Below are 20,632 nucleotides of genomic sequence, written 5' to 3' on the forward strand. Positions count from 1 at the left end.
AGCGCGACGTGATCGAAGTGAGGGGACTGAGCGTGCGGTACGGCCGCACGCTCGCCGTCGACGACCTGACCTGCACGGTGAAACCGGGGCTGGTGACCGGATTCCTCGGACCGAACGGCGCCGGCAAGTCCACGACCATGCGGGCCGTACTCGGGCTGGAGGTCCCCGCTTCGGGTGAGGCGCTGGTCGACGGGCGACCGTACGCGTCGCTGCGCCGGCCCATGCGCACGATGGGGGCGCTGCTGGACGCCGGGGCCGTGCACGGCGGCCGGTCGGCCCGCGACCATCTCGGCTGCCTGGCGCGCAGCAACGGCATCGACCGGGCTCGCGTGACCGCCGTCCTCGATCAGGTCGGCCTGACGGACGTCGCCGGCAAGAGGATCGGCGGGTTCTCCCTCGGCATGAAGCAGCGGCTGGGCATGGCGGCGGCGCTGCTCGGAGATCCGGCGGTGCTGATGTTCGACGAGCCGCTGAACGGACTGGACCCTGAGGGCATCCGCTGGCTCCGCGGCCTGCTGCGTTCGCTGGCGGACGAGGGCCGTACCGTGCTGCTGTCCAGCCACCTGATGAACGAGATGGCGCTCACTGCCGACCACGTCATCGTCATCGGACGCGGCCGGCTGATCGCTGACGCCGCCATGAACGCCCTGGCCGCGCACTTCCAGGGCGACGTGCTGGTCCGCACGCGTCACCCGGAGCGGCTCACCGCCATCATGCGCGCGCACGGCGCGACGGTGGTGACCGAGGACGACGGCGCCCAGCCCGCTGCCCAGCCCGCAGCCCAGCCCGCTGCCCAGCCCGCTGCCCAGTCCGGTGCCCAGTCCGGTGCCCGGCCCGCTGCCCTGTCCGTCCATGGCCTTGACGCGTCCGAGATCGGCGTACTGGCGCTGTCCCAGGGGATCGCGCTGGAGGAGCTGACGCCGCGCGCCGCGTCCCTGGAGGAGGCGTTCATGCGGCTCACGGAGGACAGCACCGAGTACAGGAGCGAGAGCGGGACCGCTCAGAAGGAGGCCGTGCGATGATCGACGTCATCGCTTCCGAGTGGATGAAGCTCCGCACACTCCGCTCGAACGTCTACGTGCTGGCCTGCTCGGTGGCGGCCGTCATCGCCTGCGCCGGGATCGCGTTCATGATCGGCCGCGGGTTCGATGGCCAGACGCTGGACGAGAAGATGGCCTTCCCCGGCAACGGGGACGGCCTCGGCAACGGCATCGCGGTCGCCTACTTCGTCTTCGCCGTGCTGGGCGCGCTGGCGATCACCTCGGAGCACAGCACCGGGATGATCCAGACGAGCCTGGTGGCCGTGCCCCGCAGGCGGGTTCTCCTGCTGGCCAAGATTCCCGGCCTGGCCGCTGTCGCGCTGGTGGCCGGTCAGGTTCTGGCGTTCGTCATGCACGCGGCCTCCATGACGGCGCTCGGCGACCGGGCCGGGCAACTGCTCCGCGAAGGGGTGACGCTGGGCACGCCGCTGTCAGAGCCGGGCGTGCTCACCTCTGTGGTCGTCGCCGGGCTGTCGATGGCCGCGGTCGCGCTGATCGGGCTCGGCGTCGGGGCCGCCGTCCGCTCCACCCCGGGCGCGCTGGTCGTGCTGACCGTGCTCATCGTGGTGCTGCCGGTGGTGGCCAAGACGCTGCCCATGCCGCTGCGCGCGCCGGCCGGCTCCTTCATGATCGAGAACCTGCCGCTCCAGATCGCGGGCGTCGGGGGCGGGATCCTGCCTCCCGCCGCGGCGGCGGGACTGCTGGTCGCGTACGTGCTCGCCGCGCTGACCGCGGGCGCCACGATGATCACGATGGCCGGGCGCCGGATCAAGGTGCTGGCGATCGGCGCTGCCGCGGCCGTCCTGGTCTCGGCTGTGCCTGCCGCCGCGGCGAGTACGCCGGGCCCCTCATCGAGGCTCGCCTGGGCGGTTTGCGCGGACAAGACCCTCGTCAAGGAGATGCGCTGCGCCTCGGTCGAGGTGCCCGTGAACTGGGCCCAGCCGTCCGGACGGAAGATCGACCTGACCGTCGGCCTGCTCCCGGCCACCGGCGCCCAACGCAGGATGGGCACGGTGTTCGCGATCCCCGGCGGACCGGGCGGCTCGGGCGTGGAGGACCTGAGCAAGAACGCGGGCAGCTTCGCCGAACTGCGCGATCGGTTCGACGTGGTCAGCGTCGAGCCCCGCAACACCGTCGACAAGGGCGTGCTGTCCTTCGACTGCCTCTTCTCCGGCCCGTGGATCGCCTTGCCCGACACCCGCGCCGAGTACGCCGAGCTGGGCAGGCGCAACCGGGCGGCGGCGGAGCGATGCCGCAGCGCCGACCCCGAGTTCTTCGACCACATGGACTCCGCCTCCGTGGCGCGTGACATGGAGGCGATCCGCGTCGCTCTGGGAGAGGAGAAGCTGAGCTTCATCGCCAACTCCTACGGCGGCAGACCCGGGATCGAATACTCCCGGCTGTTCCCCGGGCGGGTGCGCGCGATGGTGTTCGACGGCTCGGTCAGCCCGTACGAGGACCGTGCGCAGAGCTGGCTCCCCCAGGAGAAGTCCTTCGCCCGCTTCGCCGCCTGGTGCGCGGCGAGCACCACCTGCGCGCTGCACGGCCAGGACGTCGGCGAGGTCTGGAGGGCGCTGGTGGCGCGGGCCGACCGGGTCCCGGTGCCGGTCAGAGGCGAATGGCCGGCGGTCGCCTACAGCGGGTTCGACATCAAGGAGGCCGCCGCCCCCAGCATCATCTCGCCAGGTGAGGAGCCCGAACTTTCCCGGTGGACGGAGCTTGCAGAGGCGATCAAGCGGGCCGTCGACGGTGACGCCTCGGGGTTCGCCGACTACGTCCGGCAGGCCAGGAAAAGCCCGAAGGTGCCCTCGTCCACGGGGATGAACATGGTCCACTGCCTCGACGGCATCGTGTTCCGCGACTACGAGGAATACCGGAAGAGGCGCCGCGAAGGTGAGCGCCTGCTGCCCAACCTCGCCGGGACCGAGCTCTGGCACCCGCTCGGTTGTGTCGGCTGGCCGACCCCCGTCACCAACCCGCCCGGGCCACTGCCTGCCGAGGAGCTGCCGCCCTATCTGGGTGTCGGCTCCTGGACGGACTACGGCAGGAGCGCGAACATCGTACGGCGGGTACCGGGCTCGGCAGCGGTCCAGTACCTGGGACACGGCCACGGCCTCTACAACGCCGGCAACTCCTGCATCATCGGCCACGTCAACCGCTATCTGATCAGCCTGCGCCTGCCCGCACAAGGCACCGTGTGTCCCAAGACCGTCACCTGACGGCCGGCCGGCAACGGTTCAGCGGGGTGTGCGGCCCGGCCACAACTCGGCCACCGTCTCGGGGTCGAGGAGCGGCCGGGCCACCACCTCGCCCGTGGCCCGGTCGATCACGATGCACCCGCCGCCCACGACGTCCGGCAGCCTGGCCGGGTCGTCGGGTTCGAGATCCCGCACCCAGGCGACATAACCCGCGTCGAACTTGTACACCCCCACCGGCAGCGCCTCATCGGGCGGGAGCACCCCGTTGAAGTACTCCTCCGCCAGCGACCTGGCCTGGTCCAGGTTCATCGCGGATGCCCCTGCCGGTCGAGCATCAGGCAGAACACCCCGGTCACCGTCGTGTAGGGCGGCTCGACGGACATGTGCCCCCGCTGCGCGTCGATCCAGATCACCTCGCCGTCGGCGTTGACCGCGTTCCAGGCGTGGGAGCCGCCGCCGGGCCAGCGCACCACGATGACGGCGCCGGCCCCGTGCCCGGCGTCGAGCAGCCGCCGGGCGATCAGCGGGTAGGCGTGCCGCCCCTGCCCGGCGTACTGCAGGCGGTGGCCCGCCCACCGCTCGATCCTGGCCGTGCCGCCCCGCTCGCCGGTCAGCACCGGCCGGCCGATCCTGTCGTACTCGGGCAGCCGCGGCGCGGCCGTCGCGGGCTCGCCGTGCCAGGTGGACAACACGGCCAGCGCGCAGTCGGCGGCGTTGGAGGCCCGGAACGGGTCGTCGGCGGGCCCGCCGCCGTTGATCAGCCGCACCCAGGTGCCGCGCGGGTCGGGGAAGCGGGTGCCCGGCGCGATCGACTCGGCGAGGTCCCGCTCGACCTGCGGGTCCGGCCGGGCCAGCCCGCCGGGCACGCCGTACGGACGGGAGTCGGCCAGCCTGGGCGGCCGCCGCGGTCCGTCGAACCAGTCACGCTCGACCGGCTCGGGAGCCTCCGCCTCCCCCACCCACTGCTCCGGCTTCCCGCCATGCGTTTCCTCCTCGTGGGCCGGCCACTCCCAGGGATCGGCGCGTCCGGTGCGCTCCGCGGGGTCGGCGGTGGAGTGTTCGCGCACCGAGGCGGCCCGGTTCGCCGGGGCGGAGCCACTGTCGGGGGGCGCCTCGGCGGCCCGCTCGTAGTCGAGCCATCGCGCCCCTTCGGCCACCACAGGGTCGTAACGCCCATCTGGGAGGACCCACCGGACACTCGGCTTGCGCTCGCGGAACACGGCCTGCCTCCTGTCATGCTCGACGACCGATCGTAGAGGCGTCGCCGTGCCAGGGAGGTGAAGTCAGGCAGATTGACCGCCAGAGTTCCCCTCTCTACCTGGGCAAACAGAGCAAACCATGACAGGGATCAGACGACGTTCACCGTGATCGTGTGCCAGCCCGTCGCACCGTCAGGGGCCGACGGCGCGAGCTGGTCGGTCTGGGTGTAGCCGGACGCGTCCGTCGCGCGCACCTCGATACGGTGCTCGCCCGGTTTGGCGTCCCAGTCGATCGACCACTGCCGCCAGGTGTCGGGCCCGGGCACCTCGGCCAGCTTCGCCTGCGCCCACTCCCCGCCGTCGAAGCGCACCTCCACGGCGTCCACCCCCTTGTGCTGCGCCCACGCCACCCCGGCGACCGTGTTGCGCCCCGGCTTCAGCGTGTCTCCGACCTTCGGGACGTCGATGCGCGACTGCGTCTTGATCGGGCCCTTGGCCGACCAGCCCCGGGGCGTCCAGTACGCCTGATCCTGGTCGAAGCGGGTCACCTTGATGTCCACGACCCACTTGGTGGCCGAGACGTACCCGTACAGGCCCGGCACCACCTGGCGCACGGGGAAGCCGTGGTCGACGGGGAGCACCTCGCCGTTCATCGCGACCGCGAACAGCGCGTCGCGCCCGTCCATCACCACGTCCACCGGGGTGCCGCAGGTGAAGCCGTCGGCGGAGGTGGACAGCAGCATGTCGGCGCCGGGCTGGAGCCCGGCCCGGCGCAGCAGGTCGGCCATGCGCACGCCCAGCCACCGGGCGTTGCCGGCCAGCGGACCGCCGACCTCGTTGGAGACGCAGGTGAGCGTGACGTCCGCCTCGGTGAGCGGCATCCTCAGCAGGTCGGCGTACGTGATCTCGACGGGCCGGTCGACCATGCCGTGGATGCGCAACGTCCAGTCGTCCGGGTTGACCTGGGGGACGATGAGCGCGGTGTCGACCCGGTAGAAGTCCTTGTTGGGCGTGACGAACGGCGACAGCCCGCCGATGCGCAGATCCGCGCCGGCCGGGATCGGCTTCGCGGGGGTCGCGGGTCCGGGCAGCGCCACCCCGGCCCGCGCGACGCCGACGCTCTGCCTGCCGCCGAGTGTCTGCCCGAGCAGGTAGACGGCCCCGGCCGCGGCCACGCCGCCGGCCGCGCCGGTCAGCAACCGCCGCCGGTCGAACACCCGCGGCTGCCCCGCGACCCACATCACGGCGGGCCGCTCCACGACATCCCCGCCGCCGTCACGAGCGGCCCCGCTCCCGGTGCCGCTCGCCGAGGCGCCCTCCTCAGTGCTGCGCGCACCGCTCCCCTGGGCGCCCGTGGAGGAGCTCGCCGGCGCGCCGGCCTCGACGGGGCGCAGGGGCGGGCGGGCGCCGATCCCCTGGGCGGGGCCGCCGTCCCCGGCCACCCGCCCTACGAGCCAGGCCAGCACCCAGGCGCCCACGCCCACGCCGGCCAGGGTCGGGAGCGCGTCCAGCAGCCCCGCCTCCGGCCGGGTCAGCACCGCCAGCAGGCCCACCACGCCGAACGCGGCCAGCCCCGCGAAGCCGTAGGTGAGCCGGCGCAGGGCCAGCATCCCGATGAGCGGCGCGATCCCGAACAGCACCACCACCAGCACACCACCGACGAGGACAGCCTTGTCGCTCTCGCCGAACGTCCGGATCGCGAAATCCTTGACCGGCGCGGGCGTCAGGTCGACCGTCGCATCGCCCACGGCGAGCACGGGAAAGGTCTCAGGCCCGACGAACGCGGACACCAGCTGCGCCGTCGCAAGAGCCGCGCATCCGGCGACCAGCCCCAGCAACGCCCTGGCCCAGGCGGGCACCACCGATTCACTCTGCACATCTCGACGGTACGCCGACCCCTGCCCCGCGGTTCTTACGCGGTGGTTACGAGCCGAGCAACTCGCGCACGATCGGCGTCAGCGCGCGGAAGGCCCGTCCCCGGTGGCTGATCGCGTCTTTCTCGTCGGGCGACATCTCCGCCGTCGTGCGGTCGTAGCCGTCGGGCACCAGGATCGGGTCGTAACCGAACCCGTTGGTGCCGCGCGGGGTCTTGACGAGCCTGCCCGGCAGGACGCCCTCGACCACCCGCGACTCCCCCGACGGCAGGGCCAGCGCGGCGCTGCAGGTGAAGTGGGCGGCCAGCCGGCCGGCGGGCACGTCGGACAGCTGGGCCAGCAGCAGGTCGAGGTTGGCCTGGTCGTCGCCGTGCCGGCCCGACCAGCGGGCGGAGAAGACGCCGGGCATGCCGTTGAGCACGTCGACGCAGAGCCCCGAGTCGTCGGCGACCGCGGGCAGCCCGGAACCCTGGGCGACGGCGTGCGCCTTGAGCAGGGCGTTCTCCTCGAACGTGACGCCGGTCTCGGCGACCTCGCCGATCTCGGGGAACTCCTCCAACCCGACGATCTCGAACCCGGCCAGGATGCGGCGCAGCTCCGCGATCTTCCCCGCGTTGCGGGTGGCCAGCACGATCTTCATGACTCCAGAGCCTCCCGCTGGACGAGCGTGAGCTCCTCGCACCCCTGCACGGCGAGGTCGAGCAGCCGGTCGAGCGCCGCACGGTCGAACGGCGCGCCCTCCGCGGTGCCCTGCACCTCGACGAAGCTGCCCTCGCCGGTCATCACGACGTTCATGTCGGTCTCGGCGGCGACGTCCTCGGTGTAGCAGAGGTCGAGCATCGGCACCGAGCCGACCACGCCGACGGACACGGCCGCGACGGAGCCGATCAGCGGGTCGCCCGGGCACATCTTGCGCCCGCGCATCCACGCCACCGCGTCCGCCAGCGCGACGTAGGCGCCGGTGATGGCGGCGGTGCGGGTGCCGCCGTCGGCCTGCAGGACGTCACAGTCGAGCAGAATGGAGTTTTCCCCCAACGCTTTGTAATCGACGCAGGCGCGCAGCGAACGGCCGATCAACCGCGAAATCTCGTGGGTCCTGCCACCAATTTTTCCCCGAACCGATTCACGATCGTTACGAGTATTGGTCGCGCGGGGCAACATGGCATATTCGGCCGTAACCCATCCCTGGCCGCTGCCGCGCCGCCACCGGGGCACGCTGTCCTGGACGGAGGCCGCGCACAACACCCTGGTGCCGCCGAATTCGACGAGCACGGATCCTTCGGCATGGGTGAGCCATTGCCTCGTGATGGTTATGGGACGAAGCTGGTCAGGGCGGCGGCCATCCTGTCGCGACATGCAGATCACCCTATCTCCGCGCCACATCACTCTTGACCAAATGTGTCCGACACATGGATCCTTACGCAATGACAACGGGGGTGTTGCGAAACCCTGACTTCCTACGGTTCCTCAGTTCTCACGTCGCCAACGAACTCGGCGCGAATATCTCGCGAGTGGCGCTGCCGCTGGTGGCCGTGCTGGTATTGCACGCCGGCCCCACAGAGGTCGGCCTGCTGTCGGCGCTGCAGACGACGGCGCTGCTCCTGATCGGCCTGCCCGCGGGGGTGTGGGTCGACCGGATGCGAAGACGCCGCGTGCTCATGGTCTCCGACCTGGCCAGGTTCCTGCTGCTGGGCAGCATTCCCGTCGCGGCCGAGCTGGGCGTGCTGAGCATCGAGATGATGTTCCTGGTGGCGCTGCTGGCGGGCACGGCACAGGTCTTCAACGACGTGGCCGACCGCACGTACCTGCCCGATCTCATCAGCACCGGGCAGCTCGCCGACGCCAACTCCAAGCTGGAGCTCGTACGCTCCAGCGGGTCGTTGTCGGGGCCCGCCCTCGGCGGCGCGCTCGTGCAACTGCTGGGGGCCTCGCGCACGCTGGTCGCGACGGCGCTCGGCGCGCTCGCCTCGGTGCTCGTCCTGAGCAGGATCAAGGTGCCGGACAAACCGCCGGCCGTCGCCGAGCCCACACCGCTGATACCCGGCATCCGCGAAGGGCTCGCCTACGTCTGGCAGGACAGCCTGATGCGCACGTTCGTGATCACGTCGGCGGCCATGAACCTCTTCGTGAGCGCCGTACTCGGCCAGTCGGTGTTGTTCCTGGCCGACGAGGTCATGCTCACGCCCGGCCTCATCGGCGTGCTGCTCATGTCGGGCGGCATCGGCGGCCTGATGGGCGGCCTGACCGGCGGCTGGCTGTCCAGGAAGTACGGCACCGCGCGGATGACCTGGCTGGCCGTCACCATCGGCTCGCCCTTCGGCCTGCTGCTGCCGATGACGGAGCCCGACTGGCGGGCGGTGTTCTTCGCGATCACCTCGATCGGCCTGTCGTGGAGCTCGGTCCTGCTGAACGTGGGGCAGGTCACCTACCGGCAGACCGTGACCCCCGAGCACGTGCTCGGCCGGGTCAACGCCTCCGTGCGGTTCATGACCTGGGGCATGATGCCGCTGGGCGCGCTGCTCGGCGGCCTGGTGGCCCAGCAGATCGGCGTACGTCAGGCCTTATGGGTGTTCATGGGGGGCAGGCTGCTGGCGTTCCTGCCGTTGGTGTTCTCGCCGCTGCCCCGCATGCGCGACTTCGGCGAGGTTCAGGCCAGGTCGTAGACGGCGCCGCTGCGGGCCAGTTCGATCGGGCCGCCGTAGCCGCCTTCCGAGGCTTCCCTGAGCACCGTCGCCTGGTCGTTCCACGGGACGAGGTGGGTGAGCACGAGCCGGCCCACGTCGGCCATGGCGGCGTGCTCGGCGGCCTGGCGGCCGGTCAGGTGCAAGCCGGACGGCAGGTTCGGACGGTCGACGAACGACGCCTCGCACAACAGCAGGTCGGCGCCCGCGGCCAGCTTCACCAACTCGTTGGACTCGCCGGTGTCGCCGCTGTAGGCCACGCACCTGCCGCCGCCGCTCACCCGGAAGCCGTACGCCTCGACCGGGTGGTTGACCAGGCCGGCGGTGACCGTGAACGGCCCGATCTCGTACGAGCCGGGCTCCAGGGGCACGAAGTCGAACGCCGTCTCAAGACCGGGCTCGTCCGGCATGCCGTACGCGGCCGCCAGCCGGCGCGGCGCGTCCGCGGGCGCGTAGACAGGCACCAGCGGGTAGGGGGCCGCCGGGCCGTACGTGCGGGCGACGTGATAGCCGCAGACGTCGAGGCAGTGGTCGGCGTGCAGGTGGCTCAGGCAGACGGCGTCCACGTCGTACAGGCCGATGTGGCGCTGGAGCGCGCCGAGCGAGCCGCTGCCGAGGTCGAGCACCATCCTGAACCCGTCCGCCTCGATGAGGTAGCAGGACGCGGGGCTGTCGGGGCCGGGGTAGCTCCCCGAACATCCGACGATGGTCACCTTCATCGGTTTCTCCTTCGCTGGGGACCCCGGGCTTCGGCCCTGGGGAGGAGAGCGAACACGCCGCGGAGCGGCGCCGTGCACGTCGGTTCGCCGTCCGGGCGGAACGACGTCGAGCGGCACCGTTGCCGGTGCCACCGGCCAAGCACCCCGGTGCGGCGGGCGAACGGGTGCGGTCGCCGGTGCAGCGGGGCCCCCGGCCTCGGCCGTGGGGATTTCGGCCGTGGGGATGAGGTCACGTGGGCTCCTTCCCCGTACGACGTCGCCCGTCGTGGTTCGGCCCTTCGATCCCGGTGTGCTCCCTCGCCGGGCCGCCGCCGTTCCAGGCCCCGGAAACGGGCGAGTGACCGTTCCAGCTGATGCCCCCCAGCGGGGCGACTTCGACCGCGTCGATCTCCGGCCCCAGGAAGCGCTGCCCGAGCCGGGCGAAGAGCAGGGAGTCGCCGGTGGCGCGGAAGCGGTGCCGGGGGGTTGCCTCGCCTCCCGCCGCCAGACCGCGGTCGTGCAGGATCCGGTAGACGTCCTTGGCCGTCTCCTCCGCGCTGGAGACCAGCGTCACCCCGTCGCCGACGACGTAGGAGATGGCGCCGGTGAGCAGCGGGTAGTGGGTGCAGCCGAGGATGAGCGTGTCGCACCCGGCGGTCCTGATGGGCTCCAGGTAGTCGCGGACGACCTCGATGAGCTCATCGCTCATCGTCTCCCCTCGTTCGACGTACTCCACCAGGCGTGGCGCGGCCACGCCGGTGAGCCGCACGTCGGGGGCCGCGGTGAAGGCGTCGTGGTAGGCCATCGAGTCGATGGTGGCCCGGGTGGCGATCACGCCGACCCTGCCGGTGCGGGTGGCGCGCACCGCCCGCCTGGTGGCGGGCTGGATCACCTCGACCACCGGCACGTCATAACGCTCGCGGGCGTCGCGCAGCACGGCGGCGCTCGCGCTGTTGCACGCGATCACGAGCATCTTGACGTCGTGCTCGACAAGGTGGTCCATCACCTCCAGGGCGTAGGCGCGGACCTGCGCGATGCTCTTGGGCCCGTACGGCTGGCGGGCCGTGTCGGCCACGTACGTGATCGACTCGCAGGGCAGCTGGTCGATGATCGCGCGGGCGACCGTCAGGCCGCCGACCCCGCTGTCGAAGATCCCAATACTCGCGTCCGGCACGCCTTCGAGGGTAGGCGACCTGCCCGATCAACTCTGCGTAAGAATGCTCACAGTCGCGCGCCGCGCTCGCTCATCTGTGAAACTTGGTCGTGATGTGGTGCCGCCTTGGCCGCCACCACACCCTCATCCCCTGCCGACGCGGGCCAGCTGGCGCGACTGGGCCACGAGCCTGCCGGTCGAGTCTCGCACCTCCGCCTCCTCGTCGAACCAGCCGTCCGAGACGAGCCGGCCGCCGCACAGCACGGTGAGCCAGCCGGGCGCGGGCAGGGCGCGCAGGTGCAGGGTGAGGTCCACGGTCGGCGCCCAGCCGCGCGCGCCCGCGGAGAACACCACGGGCGGCAGCGCGTCCACGGCCAGGGCCAGCACGTACGGGTCGGGGTCCTGCGGCTCGGCCATCCTGAAGTAGGCCCGCGACTCCGGCCTGCCACTGGGCTCGCCCTTCAGCCAGCCGATCGTGGGCGGGTCGAACAGCACCTCCATCTGGGCGTTCAGCATCATGCCCGACTCGGGCTTGGGGTCGGGCAGCGGGACGCAGTCGTCCATGCCAGGCATCGCGAAGGGCGGTTCGCCGGCGTAGACCGGCTCGGCCCCGTGCAGGGTGGCGGTCGTGACCGAGCTCGCGATCTGGGCCACGCCGTCCTGCACGAGCATGGCCCTGGCGAACGCGGCGGTCCTGCCGGCCTTGAGCGGTTCGATGACGACCTGGGCGGGGCCGGGGACCGGCGCCTTCAGGAACTGCGCGCTCGTGGTCACCGGATGGTCGAACGGCGAGGCCTCCACGGCCGCACGCATGATCACGGCCAGCAGGTAGCCGCCGTTGAGCGGTCCGCCGATGCCGTATCCCGGGTCGAGGCACACGTCATAGGTGTGGTCGTCGACCCTGATCGCCTGTGTCGCCTCGTCGAACTTCGTCATCCGCACCCACCTCGTCTGGAACTTAGTTCTAGTGGCTTCCTACTGTAGCCGGGTGGCGAGCGGGCGTACCGCCACGGATGGAGCTCCTGGTGGGAAGCCGTACTTCAGCGCATTGCAAGCGGTGGTCTACCGACATCAGCTACCTTCACTGTGGCCATAAGTCCACATTGTGAGTTGAGTGATGTCTGTGAATAATCCCCCGTCCGGTCAGGATCCTGACCGGACCACGGCATACAACTGGAACCAGGGGCAGCAGCCGGAGCACCCCCCGACGATGCCGACGTCATCGGGCAGCCCGTACCCGCCGCAGCAGCCGTACGGCCAGCAGGGCCAGGGGGGCTACGGCCAGCAGCCGCCGCAGCAGCAGCCGTACGGGCAGCAGGCTCAGGGGGGCTATGGCCAGCAGCCGCCGCCACAGCAGCCGTACGGGCAGCAGCAACCGCAGCAGCAGTGGCAGCAGGGCGGCTGGCAACAGCAGCAGCCCCAGCAGGGCTGGCAGCAGGAGCAGGGCTGGCAGCAGCAGGGCCAGTACGCGCAAGGTGGCGGCTGGCAGCAGCAGGGCCCTGACGGCGTCGGCCCGGCGGAGCCCAAGAAGGGCCCCAAGACGTGGATCATCGCCGTGGCGGCCGCGCTGGCCGTGGTGCTGCTCGGCGGCGGCGCCGTGTGGGCCGTGGGCGCCATCGGCGGCGGCGGCACGCAGCCGCACGAGGTGCTGCCCGCCGACAGCATCGCCTACGCCCGGCTCGACCTCGACCCGGCCGCCAACCAGAAGGTGGCGCTGTTCCAGCTGGCCAGGAAGTTCACGGCCACCAAGGACACCTTCTCCGGCGAGGACCCGCGCAAGGCGCTGTTCGACACCATCACCAAGGGCGACGACTCCAAGGTCGACTTCGCCCAGGACGTCGACCCGTGGCTGGGCAGCAGGATCGGCTTCGCCGCCGTCCCCTCCGGCAAGGACGAGCCCGACTTCGCCGTGGCCGTCCAGGTCACGGACGAGGAGCAGGCCAAGGCCGGCATCGCCAAGCTGATGGACGGCGACAAGTACGGCATCGCCTTCCGTGAGGACTACGCGCTCCTCTCCGCCACGCAGGAGCTGGCCGACAAGTACGCGCAGGCCGAAGGCAGCCTGGGCGACAACACCGACTTCAACGACGACTTCGCCGCGCTCGGCGAGCAGGGCGTGTTGTCGTTCTGGGCCCACGCCGGCAGCCTCGCCGAGGCGGCCAAGAAGGGGATGACCCCCGAGCAGGCGGCGAGCCTCGAGCAGGTCAAGGACGCCAGGTTCGCCGGCGCGCTCCGCTTCGACAGCGCCTACGTCGAGCTGGCCGGCGTCGTCAACGGCGCCAAGGGCATGACCCCCGAGGGCGAACTGCCCCCGGCCGACCTGGGCGTCCTGCCCGCGAGCACGGCCGGCGCCCTGTCGATCTCCGGCCTCGACCAGGTCCTCACCAAGAACTGGGCCAACATCGAGAAGCAGGCCACGGCCACCGGCGCCACCGAGGTCCAGCAGATGCTCGCGCAGATCAAGACCCGCTTCGGTCTGGAGCTGCCGGGCGACCTCGCGACGCTCGTCGGCAAGAACTTCACGTTCGCGCTCGACAGCGAGGGCCTGAGCACCAACCAGTTCAAGGCCGGCGCGCGCATCGCCACCGACCCGGCCAAGGCCCAGGCCATCCTGGACAAGATCCAGCAGGCGATGGCCTCCGGCGGGCAGGGTGCTCCGCAGATCGCCAAGGTCGCCGGTGACGGCGTCTTCACCGTGGCGACGACGGACGACTACGCCAAGAAGCTGGCCGAGACGGGCACGCTGGCCGACTCGGAGACGTTCCAGACGGCGATCGCCAACCCGGACGAGGCCAACATGGCGCTCTTCGTCGACCTCGACAAGATCGAGAGCCTGTACCTGAACTCCATGCAGGGCGACGAGAAGGCCAACGCACAGGTGCTCAGGGCCGTCGGCATGAGCACGACGATGACCGACAGCTCGGCGACGTTCTCGCTGCGGGTGCTGGTCAACTAGACGGGTTGCGAGACAGCCGTACACGGGACGAGGGCGGCCGGTTCGACGAACCGGCCGCCCTCGCGGCTGCGGTCAGCGCGCCGGACGCGTCTCGTGCCGTGATGCAGCGCACCGGACGCCCCTCGCGGCCGTTCTTCGGTGCGGGAGGCTGTCAGGCCCAGAGCTGGCCTTCGAGGCGGTCCTCCGCCTCTTCGAGCGTGCCTTCGTACGCGCCCGTGGACAGGTATTTCCAGCCGCCGTCGGCCACCACGAAGACGATGTCGGCGCGTTCGCCCGCCTTGACCGCCTTCCTGGCCACGCCCAGGGCCGCGTGCAGCGCCGCCCCGGTCGACACCCCGGCGAAGATGCCCTCGGCGGCCAGCAGCTCGCGGGTGCGCCGCAGCGCGTCGGCCGAGCCGACCGAGAAGCGCGTGGTCAGCACGGACTCGTCGTAGAGCTCGGGGATGAAGCCCTCGTCCACGTTGCGCAGTCCGTAGACCAGCTCGCCATAGCGCGGCTCGGCGGCGACGATCTGCACGTCCGGGACGCGCTCGCGCAGAAACCGCCCGACCCCCATCAGCGTGCCCGTCGTGCCGAGCCCGGCCACGAAGTGCGTGACGGTGGGCAGGTCCTCCAGGATCTCCGGGCCCGTGGACTCGTAGTGGGAGCGCCAGTTGGCGGGGTTGCCGTACTGGTAGAGCATCACCCACGACGGGTTCTTCTCGGCCAGTTCCTTGGCCACGCGCACGGCCTCGTTGGAGCCGCCCGCGGCCGGCGAGGAGATGATCTCGGCACCCCACATGCGCAGCAGCTGGCGGCGCTCCTCCGAGGTGTTCTCCGGCATCACGCAGATCAGGTTGTAGCCCTTGAGCTTGGCCGACATGGCCAGCGAGATGCCGGTGTTGCCGCTGGTGGGTTCGAGAATGGTGCAACCGGGGGTGAGCCGTCCGTCCTTCTCGGCCTCCTGGATCATCCAGAGCGCCGGACGGTCCTTGATCGACCCGGTCGGGTTGCGGTCTTCGAGCTTGGCCCAGACCCGCACCTCGGCGGAAGGGGACAACCTCGGCAGCCCCACCAGAGGCGTGCGCCCGACCGAGTCGATCAACGAGTCGAAACGCATGTCAGCCACCTGCGACGGCGGGAAGCACGGTCACCGTGTCACCGTCGGACAGCGGCGTGCCGAGGCCGCCCAGGAAACGCACGTCCTCGTCGTTGAGGTAGACGTTGACGAATCGGCGCAAATTGCCCTGGTCGACCAGGCGGTCCTTGATGCCGGGGTGGCGCGACTCGAGATTGCTGATCAGCTCGTCGAGGGTGGCGCCCTCGGCGTTGACGGCCTTGGCGCCGTCAGTGTAGTTACGCAGAATGGTCGGAATGCGAACCTCGATGGCCATCGCGGTCAGTCTCCTCAGGTCGGTCGTCGTCCCATCGGCAGCAACGCCGACGGCAGGATGCGGATTCCGGGGAACTTTCACCAGGTATCTGCTCGCCGGGCCGCCGCGCCCTTCAGGGGCATGACGACAGCCCGCGCAGCGGCTCTCTCACGGACAGTCGTAGACGACGACAGCCGGGGTGTGCGCGAAGAGGAAGCTCTGCACCTGCCGGACCATCATGGGATGAACCTTACCTCTTCCTCCGTGATGACACCTTCGAGGATGCGGTAGGAGCGGAACTCCACCTCGGTGTCGTCCTTGGTGGAGACCAGGACGTAGTGGGCGTCCGGCTCGGAGGCGTAGGCCACGTCGGTGCGCGACGGGTAGGCCTCGGTGGCGGTGTGGGAGTGGTAGATGACGACGGGCTCCTCGTCGCGCTCGTCCATCTCCTTCCAGACCCTGAACTGCTCCATCGAGTCGAAGCGGTAGAAGGTCGGCGAACGCTCGGCGTTCTCCATCGGGACGAAGCGCTCGGGCACGCCGCCCCGGCCCGCGATGATGCCACACGCCTCGTCGGGATGATCGGCACGGGCATGCGCGATGATCTTGTCGGCGAGTTCTCGCGAGATCGACAGCATGACCCGGAAGCTACCAGAGGGCCCGGACCAGGCTGTCCTGCAGGTAGGTCAGCCAGTCATAGGTGACGTAGGCCGGGTAGCGGGGGTCGTCCTCCGACATCATCGCGATCTCGTCGTGGACCTCCTCCGTCACGTCGAGCTTGATGCCGAGCGTCAGGCGCACGTCGTTGAGCGAGCGCAGCCACGCCTGAGCCTGCTCGGGCGTGAGCTCCGCATGGCCGGGAGCGGCGGTGTCGAAGACCGTCTGCGCGTCGGCCCGCTTGCCGTCGCGCAGCGTCGCCTCGGTGTAGCGGCGGAACTCGGCGGAGTCCTTCTCGTCCTCGTACGCCGAGGGGAACAACCTGGCCAGCACCGGATCGGACGGCACCGCCGTGTCACCGATCCCGAGCGCCCGCTCCAGCGGGTCGTCGCTCGTCTGCCCCGGAGAGACGATGCCGAGCATCATCGACACGAGCGAGCGCAGCAGCGAGACCTCCGCGGCCTCGAAGACCGCGATGACGCCGCCGTTCCTGCCCGGCTTGAACCCCGAACTCACCCGTGCCGCCTCACTTGACCGAATCCGGCTGGACCGTCGCCCACAGGCCGTAGGAGTGGAGAATCTGCACATCGCGTTCCATCTCTTCACGTGTGCCACTGGACACGACGGCCTTGCCCTTGTGGTGGACGTCCAGCATGAGTTTCTCGGCCTTCTCCCTGGTATAGCCGAAGACCGTTTGGAAGACATAGGTCACGTAGGACATGAGGTTGACCGGGTCGTTCCAGACGATGGTCACCCAAGGCAGATCGGGTCGGACGTCCGATGACGGACGCTCAACGGCGATTGGAGCGGTGCTACCCACATCCCCGAGTCTGCCCTATCTGAGCCGTAGTCTTCGACTCGTGACAATGACCATGAGCACTGCGTTGCTCACAGATCACTATGAGCTGACGATGCTGCAGGCGGCCCTGCGGAGCGGCGCGGCGCACAGGCGCGCCGTCTTCGAGGTGTTCGCCAGGCACCTGCCGGGCGGGCGGCGTTACGGGGTTGTCGCGGGAACGGGACGTGTCCTGGACGAGCTTGAACGCTTCCGATTCGGTGACGAAGAACTCACCTACCTGCGCGAGCACCGGGTCGTCGACGAGTCCACTCTGGCGTTTCTGGCCGATTACCGGTTCTCGGGTGACATCTACGGCTATCGCGAGGGCGAGCTCTACTTCCCCGCCTCCCCCATCATGATCGTGGAGGGCACCTTCGCCGAGGCCGTCCTCCTGGAGACGATCACGCTGTCGATCCTCAACCACGACTGCGCCATCGCCTCCGCCGCCTCCCGCATGGCCAACGCCGCGGGCAAGCGCCCCCTCATCGAGATGGGCTCGCGCCGTACGCACGAGAGCGCCGCAGTGGCCTCCGCGCGGGCCGCGTACGTCGCGGGGTTCGCCTCCACCTCCAACCTGATGGCCGGGCGCGTGTACGAGGTCCCCACGGCCGGCACGGCCGCCCACGCGTTCACCCTGCTGCACGACTCGGAACGCGACGCGTTCGAGGCCCAGATCGCTTCCCTCGGGCCGGAGACGACGCTGCTGGTGGACACGTACGACGTGGCCGAGGCGGTCCGCACGGCCGTCGAGCTGGCCGGCCCCAAGCTGGGAGCCGTCCGCATCGACTCAGGCGACCTGGCGGCGGCCGCGCAGGAGGTGCGCGAGCAACTGGACGCCCTCGGAGCCTTCAACACCCGCATCCTCGTCACCTCCGACCTCGACGAGTACGCCATCGCCGCGCTGGCGGCCGCCCCCGTGGACGGCTACGGCGTGGGCACCTCCCTGGTGACCGGGTCGGGCGTGCCAACGGCGGCGCTGGTGTACAAGCTGGTGGCGCGGGAGACGGCGACGGGCAAGCTGGAGGCCGTGGCCAAACGCTCGGTCGGCAAACCGTCGCGCGGGGGGCGCAAGGAGGCGTACCGGCTGTACGACGAGAACGGCCACTGCGACACCGAGCTGATCACGACCGGCGGGCTCGCCCCGGAGGGCGGCATCCCCCTGCTGCACGAGCTCGTACGCGACGGCGAGGTCGTCGGCGGGGAACCCCTGTCCGCCGCCCGCGAACGTCACGCCAAGGCCATCGCCACGCTCCCCCAGGACGCCCTCCACCTCGGCCGGGGCTATGCGGCGATCCCCACCGAATTCACCTGACGTATCGTGGCACCATGGGCAGCGCGCTGATCATCGTCGACGTGCAGAACGACTTCTGCGAGGGCGGCAGCCTCGCCGTCGCCGGAGGCTCGCAGGTGGCGGAGGCGATCACCCGTCACGTGGCCGGCCACGACTACGACCACGTGGTGGCCACCCGCGACCACCACATCTCGCCGGGCGAGCACTTCTCCGAGACCCCCGACTACTCCTCCACCTGGCCCGCCCACTGCGTCGCGGGCACGCCCGGCGCCGACTTCCACCCGGCCTTCGACCTGTCGGGGGTGGAAGAGGTGTTCAGCAAGGGCGCCTACGACGCGGCGTACAGCGGGTTCGAGGGCACCTCGCGCGCGGACGCGCCGCTGCGCGAGTGGCTCAAGGAACGCGGGGTGAGCAAGGTCGACGTGGCCGGCATCGCCACCGACCACTGCGTGCGCGCCACCGCCCTCGACGCGCTCAAGCACGGGTTCGAGGTGCGGGTGCTGCTCGACCTCACGGCGGGCGTGGCACCGGCGACCACGGAGGCGGCGCTGGCGGAACTCGAGGCCGCCGGCGCCACCCTGCACGGCACTCCCGTGCTGGACGGCTGACGCGCGCCGATCAACCGCGCCGATCAACCGGGCCGATCAACCGGGCCGATCAGCCCGGCTGATCAGTCGGGCCGATCAGTTGGCGTCCGCGGGGAGCACCGTGAAGGCGTCCCCCCAGAGCGGCTTCATCGCCCGGAAGTGCCGCTGATCGAGCGTCAGCACCCTGGTCGTGGCATGCCGTCCGGCCACGAGCGCGACCGAGGCGTCCGTCAGCCCGATGCACATCCCTCGATAGCGTTCGACGATGTGCACCGCCCGTCTGACGTCGGCGGCCGTCATGGAGACCATCTCGTAGCTCCCGTCGCTGACGTCGTGCAGGAACTGAAGCTCCCTGCGCTCCCCCGGCGAGTTTGAGGAGCATGTAGTCCACCTCGGCGAGCACGTAAGGGGAAAGCAGGAGCGGCCCGGGCTCGGACAGCAACACCCGGCGCGCCTCCTCGTGGTGCGGTTGCTCGGGGCCGATCGCGGCGAGCAGGCCGCTCGTGTCGAGGACCAGCATCAGCCGAGCCCGTCCTTTCCGAAACCCTCAGCGAGGATCTCGTCGACGCGTTCCGCTGTGAGGTTCTCCTCGCTGAGCGGGAACAGCGGCAGGCGCGGACGAGGGCGTTCGCCGCCGATCTCTTCGGCGAGAGCGCGTGTGACCGCTTCGCGAATGTAGTCCCCTTCGGACATCTCGTGCGCGCGGGCCGCCTCCGCGACCCGGCTGAGGACGTCCTCGGGCAGGTACAGGCTCACTTCAGGCACCTTTCCACGGTAACCCGGGACCCTCGCGGCACCGGCGATCACGAAGGGTACTCATGTGGCAACCCTGCGGTCTTGACATCCTCCCGGCCCTGAAGGACGGGGATTCCAGCCGTCGCCGACTGGCCTTCCTGCTTCACCGCCGGTCGCCCGCCCGGGAAAGGGAACTCCCGTTGAGGTCTTACACCAGCTCCACAGGCGTTTCACCTCTCCGCAAGCCCTGCGGCGAGGGTGCTTCTGATCGTTCGTCCGGTGGCTTGGTCATCACCACCGTCGAACACACTACCGAACCGTGCGATGTCGTGCGGCGTTGTGACGCCGGTTCGCCTGGCGGCGAATCGGCTACCCCTGTCCTGCTCCGCAGGGGTCCGATCCCTCCCCCGCCTGAAGGCGGGGGTTTCCTCGGAGGTATCCGATGAAGAGGTCAACGGCGGCGGGCGGCAACCTCATACGGGGAGTGGAAGATCTCCACCAAGGCGGCAGGATCTTCAGTCCTGGGCCAGCCGCAGGGCGTCGTCGGTCTGATCGAAGACCTCGAAGGCGTGCCGGAGCCCGGTGATCGACAGCACGCGCTCCATCACCCCCTGCACCCCTCCGAGCAGCAGCCTGGTGCCCCTGGTCTCGCAGCGCTGCAGGATCTCGACGAGTTCGTTCACGCCCATCGAGTCGCAGAACCAGACGGCGCTCAGGTCGATGACGAGGAACGGCTTCGGCGGCAGGTCCCACACGCGCTGCAGGTGCTCCCGCAGCACCGGCAACCCGTTGACGTCGAGTTCGCCTTCGAGTCTGATGATGACGGCGTTCCGGGAGAGGCCGGACGTGACGATCAGCGTCGACCTGCCGGTGGCCTCAGACGACATGGGCGGAGTCCTTCTGCATAGCTCGAGACAGCCAATCGTGGTTGTTGCCGCTTGAGTCGAGCTTCTAACAGAAGGTCACTGCTCTGTGTCCAAACACACAGAGTCACTCAGCGTGACCGAGCCCGCGGCGGCGCGGCCGGTACGCGCGCAGCGCAGGGGGGCGGTGCGCCGCGCGCGGTGACGGCCTCAGATCGCCCCGAAGGTGATCAGGTACGCGAGGCCGAGGACGGCGAGCACGACGAGCAGGGCGCTCGTGCCGCTGACCACCATCACCAAGTGCGTACGTCTGATCAGCCCGCGAATCACGGCCAGCGTCAGCGTGATCATGGTCGCCAGCACGAGGAGGGATATGGACCGGGTGTCGGATGTCATGGGCGTGGCCACCGAGAGGTGGAGGGCTAGTGTCGTCATGGAGGTTCCCCTGTGCGGAGATCGTGTTCTGACAGCAACATCGGACCGCCGACGGCCCTCTCCGGGTCGCCTGCG

General features: G+C 70.3%; 23 protein-coding genes. 6 read left to right on the forward strand and 17 right to left on the reverse strand.

Translation table 11 applies throughout. The features are described from left to right. Positions 1 to 8 precede the first annotated feature (8 nt). Positions 9 to 1,022 (forward strand): ATP-binding cassette domain-containing protein, encoded by a 1,014-nt coding sequence (locus E1295_RS07720; RefSeq protein ID WP_132628981.1) that lies wholly within the window; start codon positions 9 to 11, stop codon positions 1,020 to 1,022. Next, positions 1,019 to 3,259, forward strand: coding sequence for an alpha/beta fold hydrolase (locus E1295_RS07725; RefSeq protein WP_132628982.1), 2,241 nt, complete (start codon positions 1,019 to 1,021; stop codon positions 3,257 to 3,259). The genes E1295_RS07720 and E1295_RS07725 overlap by 4 nt, the downstream gene beginning before the upstream one ends. 18 nt (positions 3,260 to 3,277) lie before the next feature. On the opposite strand, the gene E1295_RS07730 is transcribed toward E1295_RS07725, so the two are convergent. The 5 genes from E1295_RS07730 to rph all read right to left on the reverse strand — a co-directional run bounded on the left by E1295_RS07730 (position 3,278) and on the right by rph (position 7,667). Next, positions 3,278 to 3,547, reverse strand: a complete 270-nt coding sequence (locus E1295_RS07730; RefSeq protein ID WP_132628983.1) for a hypothetical protein — start codon at positions 3,545 to 3,547, stop codon at positions 3,278 to 3,280. Next, positions 3,544 to 4,458 carry a toxin glutamine deamidase domain-containing protein gene (locus E1295_RS07735; protein WP_132628984.1) on the reverse strand — a complete coding sequence of 305 codons (915 nt, stop codon included), beginning with the start codon at positions 4,456 to 4,458 and terminating at the stop codon, positions 3,544 to 3,546. Before E1295_RS07735 ends, E1295_RS07730 begins: the two co-directional genes overlap by 4 nt. A 128-nt stretch (positions 4,459 to 4,586) precedes the next feature. Beyond that, a complete protein-coding gene (locus E1295_RS07740; RefSeq protein WP_246079902.1) occupies positions 4,587 to 6,314 on the reverse strand; it encodes a molybdopterin-dependent oxidoreductase in 1,728 nt (575 codons plus the stop codon). Between the two features lie 46 nt (positions 6,315 to 6,360). Beyond that, on the reverse strand, positions 6,361 to 6,951 hold the full coding sequence (rdgB, locus tag E1295_RS07745) for an RdgB/HAM1 family non-canonical purine NTP pyrophosphatase (RefSeq protein WP_132628985.1): 591 nt from the start codon (positions 6,949 to 6,951) through the stop codon (positions 6,361 to 6,363). After that, positions 6,948 to 7,667 (reverse strand): ribonuclease PH, encoded by a 720-nt coding sequence (gene rph / locus E1295_RS07750; protein ID WP_132629096.1) that lies wholly within the window; start codon positions 7,665 to 7,667, stop codon positions 6,948 to 6,950. The genes rdgB and rph overlap by 4 nt, the downstream gene beginning before the upstream one ends. Before the next feature lie 68 nt (positions 7,668 to 7,735). Between rph and E1295_RS07755 the strand changes: the two genes are divergently transcribed. Continuing rightward, complete coding sequence (locus tag E1295_RS07755) at positions 7,736 to 8,974, forward strand: MFS transporter (protein WP_166427130.1); 1,239 nt, start codon at positions 7,736 to 7,738, stop codon at positions 8,972 to 8,974. Here E1295_RS07755 and E1295_RS07760 read toward each other — a convergent pair. The 3 genes from E1295_RS07760 to E1295_RS07770 all read right to left on the reverse strand — a co-directional run bounded on the left by E1295_RS07760 (position 8,959) and on the right by E1295_RS07770 (position 11,779). Beyond that, positions 8,959 to 9,711 carry an MBL fold metallo-hydrolase gene (locus E1295_RS07760; RefSeq protein ID WP_132628987.1) on the reverse strand — a complete coding sequence of 251 codons (753 nt, stop codon included), beginning with the start codon at positions 9,709 to 9,711 and terminating at the stop codon, positions 8,959 to 8,961. The genes E1295_RS07755 and E1295_RS07760 overlap by 16 nt on opposite strands. Before the next feature lie 229 nt (positions 9,712 to 9,940). Further along, on the reverse strand, positions 9,941 to 10,864 hold the full coding sequence (murI, locus tag E1295_RS07765) for a glutamate racemase (protein WP_132628988.1): 924 nt from the start codon (positions 10,862 to 10,864) through the stop codon (positions 9,941 to 9,943). 123 nt (positions 10,865 to 10,987) lie between these two features. Further along, positions 10,988 to 11,779, reverse strand: coding sequence for a thioesterase family protein (locus E1295_RS07770; RefSeq protein WP_132628989.1), 792 nt, complete (start codon positions 11,777 to 11,779; stop codon positions 10,988 to 10,990). Positions 11,780 to 12,053: 274 nt separating this feature from the next. Between E1295_RS07770 and E1295_RS07775 the strand changes: the two genes are divergently transcribed. Next, positions 12,054 to 13,799 carry a DUF3352 domain-containing protein gene (locus E1295_RS07775; protein WP_246079903.1) on the forward strand — a complete coding sequence of 582 codons (1,746 nt, stop codon included), beginning with the start codon at positions 12,054 to 12,056 and terminating at the stop codon, positions 13,797 to 13,799. Positions 13,800 to 13,950: 151 nt separating this feature from the next. Here E1295_RS07775 and E1295_RS07780 read toward each other — a convergent pair whose 3' ends face one another. From E1295_RS07780 to clpS, 5 genes are all read right to left on the reverse strand, one after another. Then, positions 13,951 to 14,898, reverse strand: coding sequence for a PLP-dependent cysteine synthase family protein (locus tag E1295_RS07780; RefSeq protein WP_132628990.1), 948 nt, complete (start codon positions 14,896 to 14,898; stop codon positions 13,951 to 13,953). A 1-nt stretch (position 14,899) separates the two neighbouring features. Then, positions 14,900 to 15,172, reverse strand: coding sequence for a MoaD/ThiS family protein (locus E1295_RS07785; protein WP_132629100.1), 273 nt, complete (start codon positions 15,170 to 15,172; stop codon positions 14,900 to 14,902). A 215-nt stretch (positions 15,173 to 15,387) separates the two neighbouring features. Further along, positions 15,388 to 15,789, reverse strand: a complete 402-nt coding sequence (locus E1295_RS07790) for a M67 family metallopeptidase (RefSeq protein WP_132628991.1) — start codon at positions 15,787 to 15,789, stop codon at positions 15,388 to 15,390. 10 nt (positions 15,790 to 15,799) lie between these two features. Then, positions 15,800 to 16,324, reverse strand: coding sequence for a DUF2017 domain-containing protein (locus E1295_RS07795; RefSeq protein WP_132628992.1), 525 nt, complete (start codon positions 16,322 to 16,324; stop codon positions 15,800 to 15,802). 10 nt (positions 16,325 to 16,334) lie between these two features. Beyond that, positions 16,335 to 16,628, reverse strand: a complete 294-nt coding sequence (gene clpS, locus E1295_RS07800) for an ATP-dependent Clp protease adapter ClpS (protein ID WP_132330654.1) — start codon at positions 16,626 to 16,628, stop codon at positions 16,335 to 16,337. A 46-nt stretch (positions 16,629 to 16,674) separates the two neighbouring features. Here clpS and E1295_RS07805 point away from each other — a divergent pair, with 46 nt between their 5' ends. Then, positions 16,675 to 17,958 (forward strand): nicotinate phosphoribosyltransferase, encoded by a 1,284-nt coding sequence (locus tag E1295_RS07805; protein WP_181957967.1) that lies wholly within the window; start codon positions 16,675 to 16,677, stop codon positions 17,956 to 17,958. 14 nt (positions 17,959 to 17,972) lie between these two features. Beyond that, positions 17,973 to 18,545 (forward strand): isochorismatase family protein, encoded by a 573-nt coding sequence (locus tag E1295_RS07810; RefSeq protein WP_132628994.1) that lies wholly within the window; start codon positions 17,973 to 17,975, stop codon positions 18,543 to 18,545. 75 nt (positions 18,546 to 18,620) lie between these two features. Here E1295_RS07810 and E1295_RS07815 read toward each other — a convergent pair whose 3' ends face one another. The 4 genes from E1295_RS07815 to E1295_RS07830 form a co-directional block, all read right to left on the reverse strand. Next, positions 18,621 to 18,833 carry a PIN domain-containing protein gene (locus E1295_RS07815; RefSeq protein ID WP_132628995.1) on the reverse strand — a complete coding sequence of 71 codons (213 nt, stop codon included), beginning with the start codon at positions 18,831 to 18,833 and terminating at the stop codon, positions 18,621 to 18,623. Between the two features lie 210 nt (positions 18,834 to 19,043). Then, positions 19,044 to 19,289: a ribbon-helix-helix domain-containing protein gene (locus E1295_RS07820; protein ID WP_166427131.1), complete on the reverse strand. Its 246-nt coding sequence runs from the start codon at positions 19,287 to 19,289 to the stop codon at positions 19,044 to 19,046. A gap of 485 nt (positions 19,290 to 19,774) precedes the next feature. Beyond that, on the reverse strand, positions 19,775 to 20,146 hold the full coding sequence (locus tag E1295_RS07825) for an STAS domain-containing protein (RefSeq protein ID WP_132628997.1): 372 nt from the start codon (positions 20,144 to 20,146) through the stop codon (positions 19,775 to 19,777). Positions 20,147 to 20,332: 186 nt separating this feature from the next. Continuing rightward, positions 20,333 to 20,557, reverse strand: coding sequence for a hypothetical protein (locus tag E1295_RS07830; RefSeq protein ID WP_132628998.1), 225 nt, complete (start codon positions 20,555 to 20,557; stop codon positions 20,333 to 20,335). Between the last annotated feature and the right edge of the window lie 75 nt (positions 20,558 to 20,632).

Origin of the sequence: Nonomuraea mesophila, from assembly GCF_004352805.1 — a bacterium.
Lineage (GTDB): Bacteria > Actinomycetota > Actinomycetes > Streptosporangiales > Streptosporangiaceae > Nonomuraea > Nonomuraea longispora.

Bases quoted from the DNA above. Each gene is read 5' to 3' on its own strand.
- E1295_RS07725 (WP_132628982.1), top strand. From the start codon at position 1,019: ATGATCGACGTCATCGCTTCCGAGTGGATGAAGCTCCGCACACTCCGC.
- E1295_RS07730 (WP_132628983.1), bottom strand. From the start codon at position 3,547: ATGAACCTGGACCAGGCCAGGTCGCTGGCGGAGGAGTACTTCAACGGG.
- rdgB (WP_132628985.1), bottom strand. From the start codon at position 6,951: ATGAAGATCGTGCTGGCCACCCGCAACGCGGGGAAGATCGCGGAGCTG.
- rph (WP_132629096.1), bottom strand. From the start codon at position 7,667: ATGTCGCGACAGGATGGCCGCCGCCCTGACCAGCTTCGTCCCATAACC.
- E1295_RS07755 (WP_166427130.1), top strand. From the start codon at position 7,736: ATGACAACGGGGGTGTTGCGAAACCCTGACTTCCTACGGTTCCTCAGT.
- E1295_RS07760 (WP_132628987.1), bottom strand. From the start codon at position 9,711: ATGAAGGTGACCATCGTCGGATGTTCGGGGAGCTACCCCGGCCCCGAC.
- E1295_RS07770 (WP_132628989.1), bottom strand. From the start codon at position 11,779: ATGACGAAGTTCGACGAGGCGACACAGGCGATCAGGGTCGACGACCAC.
- E1295_RS07775 (WP_246079903.1), top strand. From the start codon at position 12,054: ATGCCGACGTCATCGGGCAGCCCGTACCCGCCGCAGCAGCCGTACGGC.
- E1295_RS07780 (WP_132628990.1), bottom strand. From the start codon at position 14,898: ATGCGTTTCGACTCGTTGATCGACTCGGTCGGGCGCACGCCTCTGGTG.
- E1295_RS07785 (WP_132629100.1), bottom strand. From the start codon at position 15,172: ATGGCCATCGAGGTTCGCATTCCGACCATTCTGCGTAACTACACTGAC.
- E1295_RS07790 (WP_132628991.1), bottom strand. From the start codon at position 15,789: ATGCTGTCGATCTCGCGAGAACTCGCCGACAAGATCATCGCGCATGCC.
- E1295_RS07805 (WP_181957967.1), top strand. From the start codon at position 16,675: ATGACCATGAGCACTGCGTTGCTCACAGATCACTATGAGCTGACGATG.
- E1295_RS07810 (WP_132628994.1), top strand. From the start codon at position 17,973: ATGGGCAGCGCGCTGATCATCGTCGACGTGCAGAACGACTTCTGCGAG.
- E1295_RS07815 (WP_132628995.1), bottom strand. From the start codon at position 18,833: ATGGTCTCCATGACGGCCGCCGACGTCAGACGGGCGGTGCACATCGTC.
- E1295_RS07825 (WP_132628997.1), bottom strand. From the start codon at position 20,146: ATGTCGTCTGAGGCCACCGGCAGGTCGACGCTGATCGTCACGTCCGGC.
- E1295_RS07830 (WP_132628998.1), bottom strand. From the start codon at position 20,557: ATGACGACACTAGCCCTCCACCTCTCGGTGGCCACGCCCATGACATCC.